Source organism: uncultured Aliiroseovarius sp. (assembly GCF_947492455.1).
Classification (GTDB): Bacteria; Pseudomonadota; Alphaproteobacteria; order Rhodobacterales; family Rhodobacteraceae; genus Aliiroseovarius.
This window is the reverse complement of sequence record NZ_CANLNB010000002.1, coordinates 182,311-199,542: the sequence shown is the minus strand read 5'-3', so window position 1 is coordinate 199,542 and position 17,232 is coordinate 182,311. Positions and strand designations below refer to the sequence as shown.

Below are 17,232 nucleotides of genomic sequence, written 5' to 3'. Positions count from 1 at the left end.
AAAATACCTTGGGGGAGTCTGAGGGCTTCAGGCCTCAGACGGGGGCAACGCCCCCTTCAGGCTCACACCGTGAGCCATAGACAGCCTAGGCCAACAGCTTGTGGCACAGCTCCAACCCGTCGATCAGCGTGTCTACTTCGTCCTTGGTGTTATAAAGTCCAAAGGATGCACGCGCGGTCGCCGCAACACCCAGATGTTCCATAAGGGGTTTCGCGCAGTGATGCCCGGCTCGCACGGCAATGCCCTTCTTGTCCAGAATGGTCGAGATATCATGCGCATGCGCGGCACCGTCCATGGTCAACGAGAAAATCGCCGCCTTGCCAGGCGCGTGCCCCTGCACGTTCACCCAGTTCAGCCCTGCAAACCGTTCGGCCGCATAGGCCGCCAAAGACGCCTCATGCGCTGCGACATTCTCCATACCCAGATCCATCAGGTATTCCAGAGCTGCCCCCATTCCGATGGTCTGGACGATCCCCGGCGTGCCAGCCTCGAATTTCAGCGGCGGCTTGGCATAGGTCACGGCGTCTTTCGTGACCTCATTGATCATGTCGCCACCGCCAAAAAACGGCTGCATCTCGGCCTGACGATCCGCTCGGATATAGATCGCGCCGGACCCCGACGGGCCATAGAGCTTGTGCCCAGTGATCGCGTAAAAATCACACCCGATATCCTGCACATCGACGGGCATATGCACCGCGCCCTGCGAACCATCGACCAGCACCGGAACGCCTTTGTCACGAGCGCCCGCGCAAATCGTTTTTACATCCACCACGGTGCCCAACACATTCGAGCACTGGGTGATCGCAATCAGCTTGGTCCGATCCGTGATCGCATCCAGCACTTTTTGCGGATCCAGTGATCCGTCCAGCTCTGGGTCGATCCACTTCAGAACCACGCCCTGACGTTCGCGCAGGAAATGCCATGGGACGATGTTGGCGTGATGCTCCATCGTGGACAGAATGATCTCGTCGCCTGCCTGCATCCGCGGCGCAGCCCATGCGTAGGACACCAGATTGATCCCTTCGGTCGTGCCCGAGTTAAACACGATCTCATCCTCGGAGCCTGCATTCAGGAATTTCGCCACGATCCCGCGTACGGCTTCGTAACGCTCGGTCGAGAGGTTCGACAAGTAATGCAGCCCGCGATGCACGTTGGAATATTCTTCGGCATAGCCGCGCGTAATCGCGTCGATCACCACCTGCGGCTTCTGCGCCGACGCCCCGTTGTCCAGATAGGTCAACGGTTTGCCGTTCACCTCGCGCGCGAGGATCGGAAATTCACTGCGGATCTTGTTGATATCATACATGAACGGCTCCGATCATTGTGCGGGCAATTCGATGGGTTCGACCCCGAGAAGCACCAGGATGAAGGACAGGGCAAACACGGCCAGCACCATGAAAATCAGGATCGAGGTGAAGACCAGCCCCGCCGACTGAAACCCATGATTTTCGACCGTGAAATGGGTCAGCACCCAGAAGAAGAAAAAGACCGAGGCGAACATCAACAGCGCCGCCATGGCCGGCGCGATCAGCGTTAGGATCACGGTGACAACCTGAAGCCCCAGAAAAACGAACTCCATCCAGACAACCGTCATGATGGCGTTCTCTAAAGTGCCCTGCCCGCCCATCAGCCGGCCAATCACATGGATTGCCATGGCAAGGCCAAACATCACCACGCCTTCGACCAGACCCAAGGTGGCCGGGTTCGACAAAAGCGGCCCCATCAGTTGGGCATCAATCGGGAACAGGATATCCGCGATGACGCTAAGGCCCGTGGCCAGAACGACCATCAACAACAGCGCGGTCCAAAGGGTCTCGCGATTTAGCCCCAGATCGAACAGATCACGCGCCACCTTGCGCGGCTCGGGCACGGTCTGAAGCGCCATTCCAAACAGATATCCGGGGGTGAACTGCATCACTCTGCCTTGTTTGTCTCGACCGGGCCACGTTCGGCCTCACGCAGATTGATAGACCAGAACAAGAGGAACACCACAAGGGCCAGAAGGCCAACCAGCGACAATTGGACACCCGGCCCAATAAAGCCCGCAACAAGCCCCCAGAGCAGCCAAACAGGGGCCGCGCAAAGCAGCGCCCAAAACAGCGCAAAGCGCGCGGTATAGGGGCTGCCCTTGCCGCCAACAATCCGTGCGATCACGTGGCTGATTGTCCCCAGCGCATAGAGCACCAAGGGCATGATGAAGAGCCATCCCAGCAGGGTCGCCCCCAACAGCATGTTCAGCTCTTCCCCGGTTTCATGCGCCTGACGCGCCAAACGCGGCATCTGGGCGGCAAAGACCAGCGCGCAGGCGAACATCAAAACCGCCAGCGCCCTGTCTTCACGCGGGGTGCCATCGCCCACGCGGCGACGAAACACCGCGCGTGGGCTGCGATAGGCGCTCACCATATCTTGCAGGACCGACACCTAACACACCTTCAGATCAGTCGCGGCGGCGTGCCAGCCAAGCGTCTAGACGCCCGGTGACTTCGGCAGCGATGTCTTCATCTTCGATCTCTTCAATGGCATCGGCCAGGAAGGCCAGAACCAGAAGGTCAGTCGCGATCGGCGTTGGAACGCCACGCGAGCGCAGATAAAACAGCGCCTCTTCGTCAATCGCACCGGTGGTAGAGCCATGCGAACAGATTACGTCATCAGCGTAGATCTCAAGCTCGGGCTTCGCTTGGAAGCTTGCGTCATCATCCAGAAGAAGCGACTGAGACTTCTGATAGCCATCCGTTTTCTGCGCGTCGGGTTTTACAAGGATCTTGCCTTGGAACACGCCCTTCGCGCCGTTCTTCAGAACTTTCTTGAAGACCTGACGGCTTTCACAGGCTACGGCATAATGGGTGATGAACACGGTGTCATCGTGATGGAAGTCGCCCGCAGCACCGTCACCAAGAACTGCACCGGCGACATGTGCAACCGCATTGTCACCAACAATATCGATCACGCATTCGTTGCGTGTCAGCTTGCCGTTCACGGTCATCGTGAAGCTTTTGAATACAGCCTCTGCATCGACCTGCGAGAACATGTGCGTGATGGCCTGCCGCTCGTGGTCACGGCCTTGGGCGCGAACGTGATGGAACTCGGCGCCTTTGGCGACATCCACCTCGAGGACATTCGAGAAGCGCGCAGCCGCAGGACCGTTTTCAAGCAAGGTCAGCTTGGCCCCTTCTTCCAACCGAACGACGCTGTGCAGGATCGCGTCAGAGGAGGCATCTTCGTGACGATACACCAAGCTCACAGGGCGGCTGACCGCACCGGTCACGCGGATCACGACACCATCGGTCGCCGTGGCCGTGTTGTGCACAGCCAAGGGACGGTTGACGGGGGATTGTCCGCGAGCCTCTAGAACGCCGTAAAGATCCTTGGCCCAGTGAATATCCTTCGCTGCGGCATCCGCAAGACGCTCGATCTCGAGCCCTTCACCTTCCAGTGCATCGGAAGCCTCGGCATCGTACACACCATCTACGAATACGACTTTCAGGCGATCAACGTCGTCAAAAAGCGGCTCTTCACCTTCATAATCAAGAACCTCTGCGGCATCCGCCACAGCGCTGACCAGGCTGTCCGGTCGGGTCCATTTCCAATACTCATCGCGGCGCGTAGGCAAACCCATCGCAGCCAGACGGCTTGCAGCATCTGCACGCGCATCCGCCGCCCATGCCCCCGAGGCCGGGCGCGCATCCGCGCTGATCAGAGCTGCCTGTGATTTCACAGCAGTGCTCATGCGTCGATCTCCGCCAGAATGTCGGCATAGCCGTTATGTTCAACTTCAAGCGCCAGCTCGGGGCCGCCCGATTTCACGATGCGGCCAGCGGCCATGATGTGCACCACGTCGGGTTTGATGTGGTCCAGCAGACGCTGATAGTGGGTGATGACAAGGAACGAGCGGCCTTCGTCGCGCAGCGCGTTTACGCCTTCCGACACCAGCTTCATCGCGTCGACGTCCAGCCCCGAATCCGTTTCGTCCAAGATGCACATCTTGGGTTCCAGCATCGCCATCTGCAGGATCTCGTTACGCTTCTTTTCACCGCCCGAGAAACCCACGTTCACCGGACGCTTCAACATGTCCGCGTCGATTTTCAGGTCTTTTGCCTTGGCACGGATGAATTTCAGGAAGTCAGCGGCCGACATTTCCTCTTCCCCACGTGCTTTGCGCTGTGCGTTCACGGCGGTACGCAGGAAGGTCATGTTGCCCACGCCGGGGATCTCGACCGGGTATTGGAAGGCCAGGAACAGACCTGCAGCAGCGCGCTCTTCCGGCTCCATGTCCAACAGCTCTTCGCCGTCCAGCGTCGCGTCGCCCTCGGTCACTTCATAGCCATCACGGCCCGACAGCACATAAGACAAGGTCGACTTGCCCGAGCCGTTCGGCCCCATGATTGCGTGCACCTTGCCAGCCGGCACTTCCAGATCCACGCCCTTGAGGATCTGCTTATCTTCTTCCTCAAGTTTGACGTGCAGGTTATTGATTTTCAGCATCTTTATCGTCCTTACGAAACAGTGACAGCCGTGCCCGAGGCCGACACCATCAGCATGTTGTTGATCACTTCATAGTCGAGGTCCACGCCCACGACCGCATTGGCGCCCATCGACCGAGCGCGTTCTTCCAGTTCGTCCAAGGCCACCTGACGGGCCTTGCCAAGTTCTTGTTCATACGCGCCCGAGCGGCCGCCCACGATGTCGGTGATCGCGGCGAACACATCCCGGAACACGTTGGCCCCCAGAATGGCTTCGCCCACAGCGATCCCGTGATATTTGGTGATCGGGTGCCCCTCGACCGAAGGGGTGGTGGTGATGATCATCCCACCGACCCCTCAAGCGAGATCGCCACAAGCTGTTGAGCTTCCATGGCAAACTCCATCGGCAGGGCTTGTAGCACTTCCTTGGCGAAGCCGTTGACGATCAGGGCCACGGCCTCTTCTTCGTCCATACCCCGCTGGCGACAATAGAACATCTGTTCCTCGTCCACCTTGGATGTCGTCGCTTCATGCTCAACGCGGCTCGAGTTGTTCTTCACCTCGATATACGGAACGGTGTGCGCCCCACATTTGTCGCCGATCAGCAAGCTGTCGCACTGCGTATAGTTGCGCGAGTTCTTGGCTTTCGGGTGCATCGACACCAGTCCACGATAGGTGTTCTGAGCCTTACCTGCCGAAATACCCTTCGAGACGATGCGTGACTTCGTATCGCGGCCCAGATGCACCATCTTGGTTCCGGTATCTGCCTGCTGATAGTTGTTGGTGATCGCGATCGAGTAGAACTCGCCCTGGCTTTCAGCACCGCGCAGGATGCAAGACGGATATTTCCACGTCACCGCTGATCCGGTTTCCACCTGCGTCCACATCACTTTCGAGCGGTCACCACGGCAATCCGCGCGTTTGGTCACGAAGTTATAGATACCACCCTTGCCGTTTTCATCACCGGGGAACCAGTTCTGAACGGTCGAGTATTTCACCTCGGCGTCTTCTTCGACGATGATCTCAACCACAGCAGCGTGCAACTGCGCGGTGTCGCGTTGCGGCGCAGTACAGCCTTCCAAGTAGCTGACATAGCTGCCTTTATCGGCAATGATCAGCGTGCGCTCGAACTGGCCGGTATTTTCCGCGTTGATGCGGAAATAGGTCGACAGCTCCATCGGGCAGCGGGTGTTGGGCGGGATGTATACGAACGAACCGTCCGAGAACACGGCCGAGTTCAGCGTCGCATAATAGTTGTCCGAAACCGGAACCACCGAACCCAGATACTTCTTCACCAGCTCCGGATGCTCTTTGATCGCTTCCGAGATTGAACAGAAAATGACGCCAGCCTTCTTCAACTCAGACTGAAACGTGGTGCCCACGGACACCGAGTCAAACACCGCGTCCACAGCGACCTTGCGGCCTTCTGCGGGCATATCCTCGGCGCCTTCGACGCCCGCCAGGATCATCTGCTCTTTCAGCGGAATGCCCAGCTTTTCATAGGTGGCCAGCAGCTTGGGATCGACCTCGTCCAGCGATTTGGGCTTTTCTTCCATCGATTTCGGACGGGCATAGTAATACTGGTCCTGAAAGTCGATTTCCGGGTAATTCAGCAGCGCCCAGCTCGGCTCATCCAGCTTTTCCCACCGCGCGAACGCTTCAAGACGCCATTCGGTCATCCATTCGGGTTCGTCGTTTTTCTCGGAAATCAGTCGGACGATATCAGGGTTCACGCCTTTGGGGGCGTATTCCATCTCGATCTCGGTTTCCCAGCCGTATTTGTAAGTCCCGGCAAGGGATTTCACCGCTTCCACGGTCTCTTCTTCAACGCCTTCCTTGACGTTCAGCTCGTCCAAACCGGCCACTTTTTATCCTTTCAATCCGTCAGGGGATCAGCGTCCCCGCGCGCGGAATTTCTCATGTTCGCGAAGCCAGGCCTGTGCAAAGGCCCGGACTTCATCCTCACTCGTCGTGGGGCCAAGCGAGACGCGCAAAGCGCATCCCGCATGATCCCGGTCAAATCCCATTGCCGCCAAAGCAGCGCTGGTTTTTACCTTCCCTGATGAACAGGCCGAGCCCGCGGAAACCGCAAATCCGGCCAGGTCCATCACCATCACCTGCGTCTCACCTTTCCAGCCCGGAGTGACGAAACACGAGGTGTTGGGAAGCCTGTTCGCGTCTTTCCCGACAAAAATAGTCTTATTCGCCGATTCCGCAATGGTGTTTTCTAGAATCTTTCTAAGTTTCTCGACCTTCGACCATGTTCCGGCCTCCAAATCTTTCTGCGCGGCGGTGGCCGCAGCGGCAAACCCAGCGATCCCGATGACGTTCTCGGTCCCCGAGCGGCGCCCCATTTCCTGCCCGCCCCCTTTGATCCGCGCCTCGATATCGGTGCCGCGCTTCACGATCAACGCGCCAACACCCTTCGGCCCACCCAGCTTATGGGCCGACACGATCGCCATCTCTGCCCCGCACCAGTTGAAGGCAAAGGGGATCTTGCCAAAGGCCTGCGTCGCATCTGTCATGACTACGCCTTCGGGCAGGGTTTGGATCACCCCCGTCTCGGAATTCGCCAATTGCAACGTGCTGTGTGTTGGGTCCAGAACACTCACAGCACCCTGCGCGTCGATCTCCAGGTCCTCCACACACCACGACCGCACGGCGTCATGTTCAATCCCCGCGCAAGACAGACCCCGCCCGGCCAAAGCCAGCGCCGCAGCCTCGGTCGCGGATGAGGTAAAGATGATATCCGCGCCCTCAGCCCCCAGCGCCGCCGCCAGATCTTTGCGCGCCCGTTCGATCAGCCCCTTGGCTGCGCGGCCCTCGGCATGGACCGAGGACGGGTTGCCCACAAGCTCCATCGCCTCGATCATCGCGACCTTGGCCTCGGCCCGCAAAGGCGTCGTGGCGTTCCAATCCAGATACACGCGGCTCACTGGTCTGCTCCTTTTGGCTGTATTAAAGTGGCGATCTTGGCAACAATATCCGCACGTAGATACAATTCTGCGCTTGCCGCAAAGGCCTCGCCGGCCTGCGCACCGAGCTCTTCATAAACCTGCCAAAGCACGCGCCCGTTTATCTTCGCATAACCCGGGCGAGGTACGGTAAGACGGTTCAGTACGCGGCCTATCAGAGATTGCTGCCTGTTCCATGTAAGAGCAGCGTTTATACTGTGACGCGTAAAGTAAATATGCAGCTCTTCTGCCGTCATTTCGGCGAACGTAAGTGCATTTACACACGCCCGAACATGGTCTTTGCGGTCCTCGATGGACGCCCATCTAGGCAGTTCACATGGAACACCATTCAAATAAAGGACATCTGGTTGTTGCTGTAGCGCGACGAGATTTGAGATCTCCACGGATCAATCCTCGTCCACCACCGAAAACAGCGTGGGGACCGCGGGGCATGGGGTCAGTTCGTTTTTCACCACGTCCGACAGGCGGGTCTGGTGCAGGAACACGTAGACATGGGCCGACAGACCTTCCCACAACCGGTTGGTCATGGATTGCGCGCGCGAGCCCGAGGACGCCCCGGATGCGCCCGCGCCTTTGTGCATGGCGGATACGGTCTCATCCACCGCTTCCAGTACCTCAGACACACGAATGTCAGACGCCGACCGTGCCAGCTTATAGCCGCCACCCGGCCCACGGACGCTATCGACCAGTCCGGCGCGACGCAGTTTCACGAAAAGCTGTTCCAGATAAGGAAGTGAAATGTCCTGCCGTTTGGCCAGATCGGTCAGCGACAGAAGCGCGCCTTCGTCCTGCATCGCCAGATCCGCCAGCGCAACCATTGCATATCGGCCCTTTGTGGACAGCTTCATACCGTTCCCCCTGCAAAAACATTGACCTTTTCGGCCCTGACCACTAGGTCACTTAGGACTGGTGACACTGCGGTCCCGCCGCGTTCAGATCACCAACTCCGTATTATGGTGCGGGTCAGCCAGCGTCAAGAAAACCGGTTTCCCGGCCGCGAGCGACCCCAGACAAACGAAAAGAGGCCCAGACCAGATGCCCGAAGTGATTTTTGCAGGCCCCGAGGGCCGACTTGAAGGCCGCTATCACGCTCAGAAAGAAAAAGACGCCCCCATCGCCATCATCCTGCATCCACATCCGCAATTCGGCGGCACGATGAACAACAAGGTCGTCTATAATCTGCACTACGCCTTCCACAACATGGGCTTCAACGTGCTGCGCTTTAACTTCCGTGGTGTGGGCCGCAGCCAAGGTGAATACGACCAAGGCGTGGGCGAGCTGTCGGATGCGGCCTCGGCCTTGGATTACCTGCAATCGATGAACCAGAACGCCAAGCATTGCTGGGTTGCTGGCTTTTCGTTCGGGGCATGGATCGGCATGCAGCTTTTGATGCGCCGTCCGGAAATCACCGGCTTCGTCTCGGTCAGCCCGCCCGCGAACATGTATGACTTCAGCTTCCTGGCGCCCTGCCCCAGCTCGGGTCTGATCATCAACGGCACCGCCGACCGTGTGGCCCCGCCGGCGGACACCCATACGCTGGTCAACAAACTGCATGAGCAGAAGGGCATCACCATCACCCATGAAGAAATCCCGGGCTCGGGTCACTTCTTTGAAGACGACCATATGGACACAATGATCACCCATGTGGACGAATATGTCCGCCGTCGCCTGACCGAGACCACGCGCTGAGGCCATCATGGACCTGCTGGAACAAGTCGCCGACAAGCTGGCTCAGGAAGTTCTTGATGCCGCACGGATGACCGGAAATGACGCATTGGTGGATGAAGTGAAGAAAACCATCGGTGCGTCTTCCACCACATTGGAAGAAGCCTTCATGACCGCCGTCCGCATCCGTCGTGCGGAAGCGCGCGGGCGTGACATGCTTCGGCAGCTTTTAGAGAAAGAGACGTTGGACTGAGATCCCAATCCCAGTAACACTTAGCGCTCATTCACCGAAATGAGACGCACGACTCTTTTCCAGATTCCCCCCTTTTCGCAACGCACAATACTGCGCCACCAGCAGTTATTGATCGCCTATGCGCACTGTTTTTCACTGCAATCAGACTGCCTTAGCCCCATTTCCGCCTCATTTAGAACTCATGTGTGGCAATTCCTCCGATTTTGTGTCAAAATGAACATTATTTGACTAAAGTTTGTGTCTTTTTCGACCAACGATTTTTTGAAGCAAATGTTTAAGAGGGGTGAAAAATGCTTAAACATAAGACAGCGCTGGCCACGCTAATAATGGCTGGTGCGGTATGGGGTGGATCCACACAAATCGCACACGCGCAAAAGAGCTGCAATTTGGCGACGGCAAAGCTATCGCTCAATCCAGCAGATCTTTGTGAATGTAAAATCGTGACAACGCAGATGCTTAGATACATCCAGCGTCAGGATGACTTCCTGACAATTTTGGCGGATGTCACCGAACAATGCCCAGGTTTCGCCGATGCGTTGCTCGCGTTGCCGACTGCAACGATTGAAGAACCTGTTCCGCGACGCGACAGAGATGAAGACGGACGGGACGACGATGATGATGACGTACCGGGCGACGGTGACGGCGACGGTGACGGCGATGGCGACGGTGACGGCGATGGCGACGGTGACGGCGATGGCGACGGCGATGGTGACGGCGATGGCGACGGTGACGGCGATGGCGACGGCGACGGCGATGGCGACGGTGACGGCGATGGCGACGGTGACGGCGACGGTGACGGCGATGGCGACGGTGACGGCGACGGTGACGGCGATGGCGACGGTGACGGCGATGGCGACGGCGATGGCGACGGTGACGGTGACGGCGATGGCGACGGTGACGGCGACGGCGACGGTGACGGCGACGGTGACGGCGATGGCGACGGCGACGGTGACGGTGACGGCGACGGTGACGGCGATGGCGACGGTGATGGCGACGGTGACGGCGATGGCGACGGTGACGGCGATGGCGATGGTGACGGCGATGGCGACGACGATGACGTTCGTGGCGGTGGCCCGCAGGGTAATAATGGCTTCGGCACCGGCGGTGGCGATGGCGTGCCCGGTGGATCGGACCATTCCGACGATGACCGCTGATATCTCGCGCTCCTAATTGAAGGTGACGAGAAGAAATCGAAAAAACTTAGCCCGGCAAGATGACTACACTTGCCGGGCTAAAATATTCGACTATCCAAGGCTGGCTTCAGCCCTGCTTATCCACCTGCAATGACATTCACCCAGCGCGAAGGCCGGTTCGGATCCTGCATCCGCAAGAAAACATAGCGCGTATCCCGCCAGTTCCTGATCGAATTGGTGACGTTGTCCAAAACCATGTCGCCGTCTTCCGTGCGCACAATCAACACTGCATGCGGGCGACGACGTCGATCCAGAACCGTCGCGATCAACAGGCGCTGAGGATCGATCCCTTTGTCAATCAAAGCCCGCTTTTTTGCCAGCGCGTAATCTTCGCAATCGCCGCCGCGACTGGTGGGCATGGCCCAACGCTCGGCCTCGCCATATTGCTGACTGTCTTCAATGCCGCGGGTGGTACGATTGATCTTCGCGTTTACCGCGCGCACAACCTGCATTTGGCCCCGGGTTACGGAACCATTTGACGAACCGCGTGCACAGGCCCAGCTATAGGTCGAACACAGGCGCTGCGCCCCCGGCGGGGCCGCCCCCAGCCCGCGTGATTTCAGGAAATCGGATCCGCTAGAGAACCCTTCATTTGGCACGGCAAAGTTTGCGAGCGCGGCCAAACCGGCTGCACCAAGTATTTTACGTCCAAGTGTACGAATACCGCCCGGACCAGAGAGCGTGGTCATCCATAAACCTCCATCGATCGCAAACTTAAAGGCACAAACATTTACAATTTGTGTCTTTGGCGTCAGCGACCAAAGTTGCCCCCCTCAGGCAAGCTCGACCTTGAACAGAACCAATGACCAAATCCAGCACTACTTGCACATTTACTGCAACATTTTGGTGAGTGTGACAAAGCGCACACCCTAGGCACGCGCGTGTTTCCGCCGACAATTCCAAAGCCCCAGAGGCCGGCGATCAATGATCATCGGATGAAGTTTCTCCGGCAACCCGCTGACATTCGAGGGAAAGGTTAACCGAAATAGATGCCGTCGAACTTGTCTTCCAGATAGGCCAATAATGGCTCAACTGAGACCGGTTTGCCCGTCGCGTGCTCAATCGTCGCGCGCGGGGTGCGCAAACTGCCATGTTGTTGCAGCTTGTCAGCCAGCCAAGACGTGGCTGCAGACGAATCCCCCTGCCCCAACTTCGTGTCCAGATCAGGCAGATCGCTCTTCAGCGCGTCATAGAGACACCCCGCATAAATATTGCCAAGCGCATAGGTCGGGAAATAGCCGAACAGGCCTACGGACCAATGTACGTCCTGCAACACGCCGTTTGACGCCTTGTCGACCGCATACCCGAAATCCGCTGCAAAACGTTCGTTCCACGCAGTCTCCAGATCCGCCACATCCAACTGGCCGCCGATCAGGCGACGCTCCAGATCGAAGCGCAGCATAATGTGCAGGTTGTACTGCACTTCGTCGGCCTCGGTGCGAATAAAGCCCTTCTGAAGCCGGTTCACCATGCGATAGAACGCATCCGCATCGCTGGCCGGCGTCTTTCCAAAGCGTTTCTCCATCTGGTCAAACAGCCAGCCGGTGAAGGCACGCGAGCGGCCCAGTTGGTTTTCATAGATACGCGATTGGCTTTCATGCACGCCCATCGACGCGCCGCGCCCGATCGGCGTCAGCAGATACGCGTTGTCGATGTTCTGCTCATAGCAGGCGTGCCCGACCTCGTGAATCGTGGAATAGAAACAGTTGAACGGATCCCCTTCCGAGGTCCGCGTGGTGATCCGCACATCCAAGCCTGAGCCCGAGCTGAACGGGTGCACCGCCTTGTCGATCCGCCCGTGCTTCAGATCATACCCAAAACTCTTGGCCAGCTTGGTCGACAGCTTTAACTGTTTCTTCTCGGCCCAGTTGCCTACAAGAATTTCGGGCTGGTTGGCCGCGCCAAGTGCCTTGTCGCGCAGGGTCACCAGACGCGGTCGCATCGCGTCAAAGAGCGTCTGGATGTCGCCGCCCGTGATCCCCGGCTCGTAATCCTCCAGCAGCGCATCATACAGGTCTCCGCCATCGGCCAGAGCACTGGCTTCCTCGCGGCGCAGTTTCACAACTTCTTCCAGAACCGGCTTGAAGGCGGCGAAATCATCCGCGGCGCGCGCCTCGGCCCATTTGCCCTGCGCAGCCGACGTGACACGGGCCAGTTCTGCCGCCAGCGCCACAGGCACTTTCGCAGCGCGGTCGCGTGCACGACGGATTTCACGGATCTGGGCGCGGCCTGCATCATCCAACGCGCTTTCGTCGATGGCCTCCAACCACTCGCCAATTCGTGGATCGTTGCGGCGGGCGTGAAGGATCTTTTCCATCGCGGCCATTTCCTCGGCCCGTTGCGGTGCGCCGCCCTCGGGCATCACGGTTTCCTGATCCCAGCCCAAACGGCCTGCTACTTCGCCCAACGCCTGCGTATCGCGGGCAAATTCCATCAGATCGTCAAATGCGCTCATGATCAGCTCCGAATGCTTTGTTCAGCCGGATAGCCCGCAAGGAACCGGGCGTTCAGGACCAGAACCCACACCAGCATCGCGCCGATCTGGTGGGTGATGGCGACGTGCAAGGGCGAGGCCTGCAGCACAGTTGCGATGCCCAGCACGGCCTGCGCACCAACCATCAGACAGGCCAAAGTAAAGCCCGTGCGGACCATCTGGTTGCCCGACTTGCGCGAGACTCGCCAGACGACAATTGCAAAGATTACAAGCAGATAGCCCACCATACGGTGCATGAACTGCACCAGCCCTGCGTTCTCAAAGAAGTTGCGCCAGAGGGGCGTGATGTCGAAGGCATCTGGCGGGAAGAACTGATCCGCCATCCACGGCCAATCCACAAAGGACCGCCCAGCGTCGATGCCCGCCACCAAGGCGCCCAGCAGGATCTGCAGGAAAGCCAGATGCAACAGCCCCGTGCCCATGCCGAAAAGCTTGCGCTCGCGCAGGCGGCGGGCGGCCATCAGACTGGCCTCTTTCCGGCCCAGAAGCAGGATGTACCACGCGATGAAACCCAAGATGACAAAGGCCAGCCCCAAATGGGTTGCCAATCGGTACGAGGCAACGTCAACGCGATCCCCCGTCAGGCCCGAAGACACCATCCACCAGCCAATCGCCCCCTGAAGCCCACCAAGCGCGCCCAGAAGTAGCAACCGCCCTGTCCAACCATTGGGGATCTTGCGGGCGGCCAGAAAGCCGAAGAAGCCAATGGCCCAGACCAAACCGATGAAGCGGCCCAGCTGGCGGTGGCCCCATTCCCACCAATAGATGGTCTTGAAGGCTTCAAGATCCATATGGCTGTTTTGCAGCTTGAATTCGGGGATCTGCTGATATTTGGCGAACTCGGCCTCCCACGCGGCTTGATCCATCGGCGGCATCGCCCCGGTGAACGGCGCCCATTCGGTGATCGACAGGCCAGAATCGGTCAGGCGCGTCAGACCGCCCACGACGACCATGATGGCCACCAAGGCAAAGAGTAGCATCAACCACAGCCGGATGGCCCCACGCGCGCCACCGCCGCCCGATCCGCGTTCAATCGCGCCGGTCTTTGGGGTGTCGCGCACCTCGTCTTTGGTGTCGCTGACTTCCTCGAAAATGCTGCGGGGCTTGGACATCTGGCTCTCCGTTTCGCGTTTGCGCGATAATGGCCTTAGCCGCCGGGAAAGCCAAGGGGCCAAAGCGCGGGAATTCCCGCAAAAAATCGCCCGCAGATCGCATCAAATGGCCCCTTTTGGTTGCCCCCATATCGAGCGTTCTGTTAAGGTGGCCTGACCTATATATAGTGTGAAACGCACCAAAACGGCGGACAACGTGACAGATACCCCTGATACCCCGGAAAACATGGACGATTTGCCCGAGCGCCCCGTCTATGACGGCCCCCAGATTTCCATCGAAGAGGAAATGAAAAGTTCGTATCTCGATTACGCGATGAGCGTGATCGTGAGCCGGGCCATCCCGGATCTGCGCGACGGTCTGAAGCCGGTGCACCGCCGCATCCTCTATGCGATGTACGAGACCGGCAACAGCCATGACAAACCCTATCGCAAGTCCGCCCGCCCGGTGGGTGACACGATGGGTAAGTATCACCCGCATGGTGACAGTGCGATCTATGACGCACTGGTGCGTATGGCGCAGCCGTTTTCCATGTCGCTGCCGCTGCTGGACGGTCAGGGTAACTTCGGCTCGATGGACGGGGATAACCCGGCGGCCATGCGTTACACCGAAGTGCGGATGGACAAGCCTGCGGCCTCGCTGCTGGCAGACATTGAAAAAGACACGGTCAACTTCACCGACAACTATGACGGCAAGGACCTTGAGCCGACCGTCCTGCCCGCCCGTTTCCCCAACATGCTGGTCAACGGCGCGGGTGGTATCGCGGTGGGCATGGCCACGAACATTCCGCCACACAACCTTGGCGAAGTGATCGACGGCACCTTGGCGCTGATCGAGAACCCGGACCTGACATCCGAAGGCCTGATGGACTACATCCCCGGCCCTGATTTCCCGACCGGTGGTGTCATGCTGGGCCGTTCCGGTGCGCGCAAAGCCTATCTAGAGGGTCGCGGCAGTGTGATCACCCGCGCGAAAACCCGCGTGGAAGAGATCCGCAAGGACCGTTACGCCATCGTGCTGGACGAGATCCCCTATCAGGTGAACAAAGCCTCGATGATCGAAAAGATCGCCGAGCTTGTGCGCGAGAAGAAGATCGAGGGCATTTCCTCGGTTCAGGATGAAAGCGACCGGATCGGTGTCCGCGTGGTGGTCGAGCTGAAGCGCGACGCGACACCCGAGGTCGTGCTGAACCAACTGTTCCGCTATACGCCGATGCAAACCAGCTTTGGCTGCAATATGTTGGCCCTGAATGGCGGTCGCCCCGAACAACTGACTCTGCGCGATTTCCTGAGCCATTTCATCACCTTCCGCGAAGAAGTTGTCACCCGCCGCACCGCGTTTGAACTGCGCAAAGCACGCGAACGCAGCCACATCCTGTGCGGTCTGGCTGTGGCTGTGTCAAACGTGGACGAGGTCGTCGCGACGATCCGCGCTTCACAAGATCCGGCAGATGCGCGCGCCAAGCTGATGTCCCGTCGCTGGCCCGCGGCAGACATCGCGGAATATATCCAGCTGATCGACGATCCGACCCACAAGATGAACGAGGACGGGACCTATAATCTGTCCGAAACGCAAGCCCGCGCCATTTTGGAACTGCGCCTGCAACGTCTGACCGCGATGGGTGTGAAAGAGGTCACGGACGAGCTGCAAGAACTTGCCGCCAAGATCCGCGATTATCTGGACATTCTGCGCTCGCGCGAGCGGATCATGTCGATCATCTCGGACGAATTGACCGAGGTGAAAGACGCCTACGCCGTGCCGCGCCGCACTCAGATCGTGGACTGGTCGGGCGATATGGACGACGAAGACCTGATCGAGCGTGAGGATATGGTGGTCACCATCACCGCCTCGGGCTGGGCCAAGCGTACGCCGCTGGCGGACTTCCGCGCGCAGAAGCGTGGCGGCAAAGGTCTGTCGGGGATGCAGACCAAGGATGAGGACGTCATCACGACCCTCTTCGTGGCCAACACCCACACGCAGCTTCTGTTCTTCACCGATGACGGCATGGCCTACAAGCTGAAGACATGGCGCCTGCCCCAAGGCGGTCGCACCGCCAAGGGCAAACCGCTGGTGAACATCCTGCCGATCCCGACCGGCGTGTCGATCGCCGCCATTCTGCCCGTCGATCGGGACGAAAAAGAATGGGACGATCTGCAGATTGTCTTCGCCACTTCAAAAGGCTCGGTCCGTCGTAACCGCCTGTCGGATTTCACCAATGTGAAGTCGAACGGCAAGATCGCGATGAAGTTCGAAGGTGACGACGAGGGCACCCGCCTGATCAACGCGCGTATCTGTGATGAAAACGACGACGTGATGCTGGTGACCTCCGGCGGGCGTGCCATCCGGTTCCCGGTCACGGATGTGCGCGTGTTCAACTCGCGGTCCTCGACCGGTGTGCGCGGCATCAAGCTGGTGAATGACGGGGACGAGGTCGTCTCGGCCTCGGTCATCCGCCACTTCGATGCCACCCCGGACGAACGCGGCGCGTTCATCAAGCGCTTCCGTGGCGAGTTTGGCAGCGATGCTGACGAAGACTCGGGCGAAGAAGTATCCGGCGATCTGGCAGACGAGCGCTATCAAGAGATGCTGGCCGCCAATGATCTGCTGGTCACGATCAACAAAACTGGCATCGGCAACCTGACGTCCAGCCACGATTACCGCGTCAGCGGCCGTGGCGGCCAAGGTGTAGCCGCGATGAAGGGCGGCGACATCGTCGCGTGCTTCCCGATCGAGATCGCTGACCAGATCATGCTGGCGACCTCGAAAGGCCAGTCGATCCGCTGCCCCGTAGACGGCATCAGCTTCCGCTCGCGCGGCGCAGGCGGTGTGAAGGTCTTCAACACCGGCAAAGGCGAAGAAGTCGTTTCAGTCGCGCGGATCGTCGAAAGCTCGGACGAGGACGAGGCGGATAGCGACGACAGCTAACCCCCTTTCAAACCATCTAAAAGCCCGCCGATCCCTTTGATCTGGCGGGCTTTTTCATATTTGAATGTGTCCACACCGCCACAGCTGCACTCCCAGATCGCGAAGCATTTCACCACCTATTGTATAGCCGCCAGAATCATTTCAATTGGTACAGAAA

At 58.9% G+C, this 17,232-nt stretch carries 17 protein-coding genes; 3 read left to right on the top strand and 14 right to left on the bottom strand.

Features of this window, described 5'->3' with window-relative positions:
- Positions 1-85: 85 nt before the first annotated feature.
- The 10 genes from Q0677_RS04370 to Q0677_RS04325 are packed head-to-tail and all read right to left on the bottom strand — an operon-like array spanning position 86 to position 8,283.
- Entirely contained in the window at positions 86-1,306 is a 1,221-nt protein-coding gene (locus tag Q0677_RS04370) for a cysteine desulfurase (protein WP_298906290.1), read from the bottom strand.
- A gap of 12 nt (positions 1,307-1,318) precedes the next feature.
- Complete coding sequence (locus tag Q0677_RS04365) at positions 1,319-1,915, bottom strand: YIP1 family protein (protein ID WP_298906288.1); 597 nt, start codon at positions 1,913-1,915, stop codon at positions 1,319-1,321.
- A complete protein-coding gene (locus Q0677_RS04360; protein ID WP_298906286.1) occupies positions 1,915-2,421 on the bottom strand; it encodes a YIP1 family protein in 507 nt (168 codons plus the stop codon). Before Q0677_RS04360 ends, Q0677_RS04365 begins: the two co-directional genes overlap by 1 nt.
- 16 nt (positions 2,422-2,437) lie before the next feature.
- Positions 2,438-3,727, bottom strand: a complete 1,290-nt coding sequence (gene sufD, locus Q0677_RS04355; protein ID WP_298906284.1) for a Fe-S cluster assembly protein SufD — start codon at positions 3,725-3,727, stop codon at positions 2,438-2,440.
- Positions 3,724-4,482, bottom strand: a complete 759-nt coding sequence (gene sufC / locus Q0677_RS04350; protein ID WP_298906281.1) for a Fe-S cluster assembly ATPase SufC — start codon at positions 4,480-4,482, stop codon at positions 3,724-3,726. Before sufC ends, sufD begins: the two co-directional genes overlap by 4 nt.
- Before the next feature lie 11 nt (positions 4,483-4,493).
- On the bottom strand, positions 4,494-4,805 hold the full coding sequence (locus Q0677_RS04345; RefSeq protein ID WP_282064837.1) for a heavy metal-binding domain-containing protein: 312 nt from the start codon (positions 4,803-4,805) through the stop codon (positions 4,494-4,496).
- Positions 4,802-6,325 (bottom strand): Fe-S cluster assembly protein SufB, encoded by a 1,524-nt coding sequence (sufB, locus tag Q0677_RS04340; RefSeq protein ID WP_298906276.1) that lies wholly within the window; start codon positions 6,323-6,325, stop codon positions 4,802-4,804. Before sufB ends, Q0677_RS04345 begins: the two co-directional genes overlap by 4 nt.
- A gap of 27 nt (positions 6,326-6,352) precedes the next feature.
- A complete protein-coding gene (locus Q0677_RS04335; protein WP_298906273.1) occupies positions 6,353-7,396 on the bottom strand; it encodes an aminotransferase class V-fold PLP-dependent enzyme in 1,044 nt (347 codons plus the stop codon).
- Positions 7,393-7,818, bottom strand: coding sequence for a hypothetical protein (locus Q0677_RS04330; protein WP_298906271.1), 426 nt, complete (start codon positions 7,816-7,818; stop codon positions 7,393-7,395). Before Q0677_RS04330 ends, Q0677_RS04335 begins: the two co-directional genes overlap by 4 nt.
- 3 nt (positions 7,819-7,821) lie before the next feature.
- Positions 7,822-8,283: an Rrf2 family transcriptional regulator gene (locus Q0677_RS04325; RefSeq protein WP_133488559.1), complete on the bottom strand. Its 462-nt coding sequence runs from the start codon at positions 8,281-8,283 to the stop codon at positions 7,822-7,824.
- Between the two features lie 187 nt (positions 8,284-8,470).
- Between Q0677_RS04325 and Q0677_RS04320 the strand changes: the two genes are divergently transcribed.
- Both Q0677_RS04320 and Q0677_RS04315 read left to right on the top strand, forming a co-directional pair.
- Positions 8,471-9,124, top strand: coding sequence for an alpha/beta hydrolase (locus tag Q0677_RS04320; protein WP_298906267.1), 654 nt, complete (start codon positions 8,471-8,473; stop codon positions 9,122-9,124).
- 7 nt (positions 9,125-9,131) lie between these two features.
- Entirely contained in the window at positions 9,132-9,353 is a 222-nt protein-coding gene (locus Q0677_RS04315; protein WP_298906264.1) for a hypothetical protein, read from the top strand.
- A gap of 401 nt (positions 9,354-9,754) precedes the next feature.
- On the opposite strand, the gene Q0677_RS04310 is transcribed toward Q0677_RS04315, so the two are convergent.
- From Q0677_RS04310 to ctaA, 4 genes are all read right to left on the bottom strand, one after another.
- A complete protein-coding gene (locus Q0677_RS04310; RefSeq protein WP_298906261.1) occupies positions 9,755-10,489 on the bottom strand; it encodes a hypothetical protein in 735 nt (244 codons plus the stop codon).
- A gap of 134 nt (positions 10,490-10,623) precedes the next feature.
- Positions 10,624-11,235 carry a transglutaminase-like cysteine peptidase gene (locus Q0677_RS04305; protein WP_298906259.1) on the bottom strand — a complete coding sequence of 204 codons (612 nt, stop codon included), beginning with the start codon at positions 11,233-11,235 and terminating at the stop codon, positions 10,624-10,626.
- 287 nt (positions 11,236-11,522) lie between these two features.
- Positions 11,523-13,001 (bottom strand): carboxypeptidase M32, encoded by a 1,479-nt coding sequence (locus tag Q0677_RS04300; RefSeq protein ID WP_298906257.1) that lies wholly within the window; start codon positions 12,999-13,001, stop codon positions 11,523-11,525.
- Between the two features lie 2 nt (positions 13,002-13,003).
- On the bottom strand, positions 13,004-14,152 hold the full coding sequence (gene ctaA, locus Q0677_RS04295; RefSeq protein ID WP_298906254.1) for a heme A synthase: 1,149 nt from the start codon (positions 14,150-14,152) through the stop codon (positions 13,004-13,006).
- A 196-nt stretch (positions 14,153-14,348) separates the two neighbouring features.
- On the opposite strand from ctaA, the gene gyrA reads away from it, so the two are divergent.
- Positions 14,349-17,075 (top strand): DNA gyrase subunit A, encoded by a 2,727-nt coding sequence (gyrA, locus tag Q0677_RS04290; protein ID WP_298906251.1) that lies wholly within the window; start codon positions 14,349-14,351, stop codon positions 17,073-17,075.
- Positions 17,076-17,232: the final 157 nt, after the last annotated feature.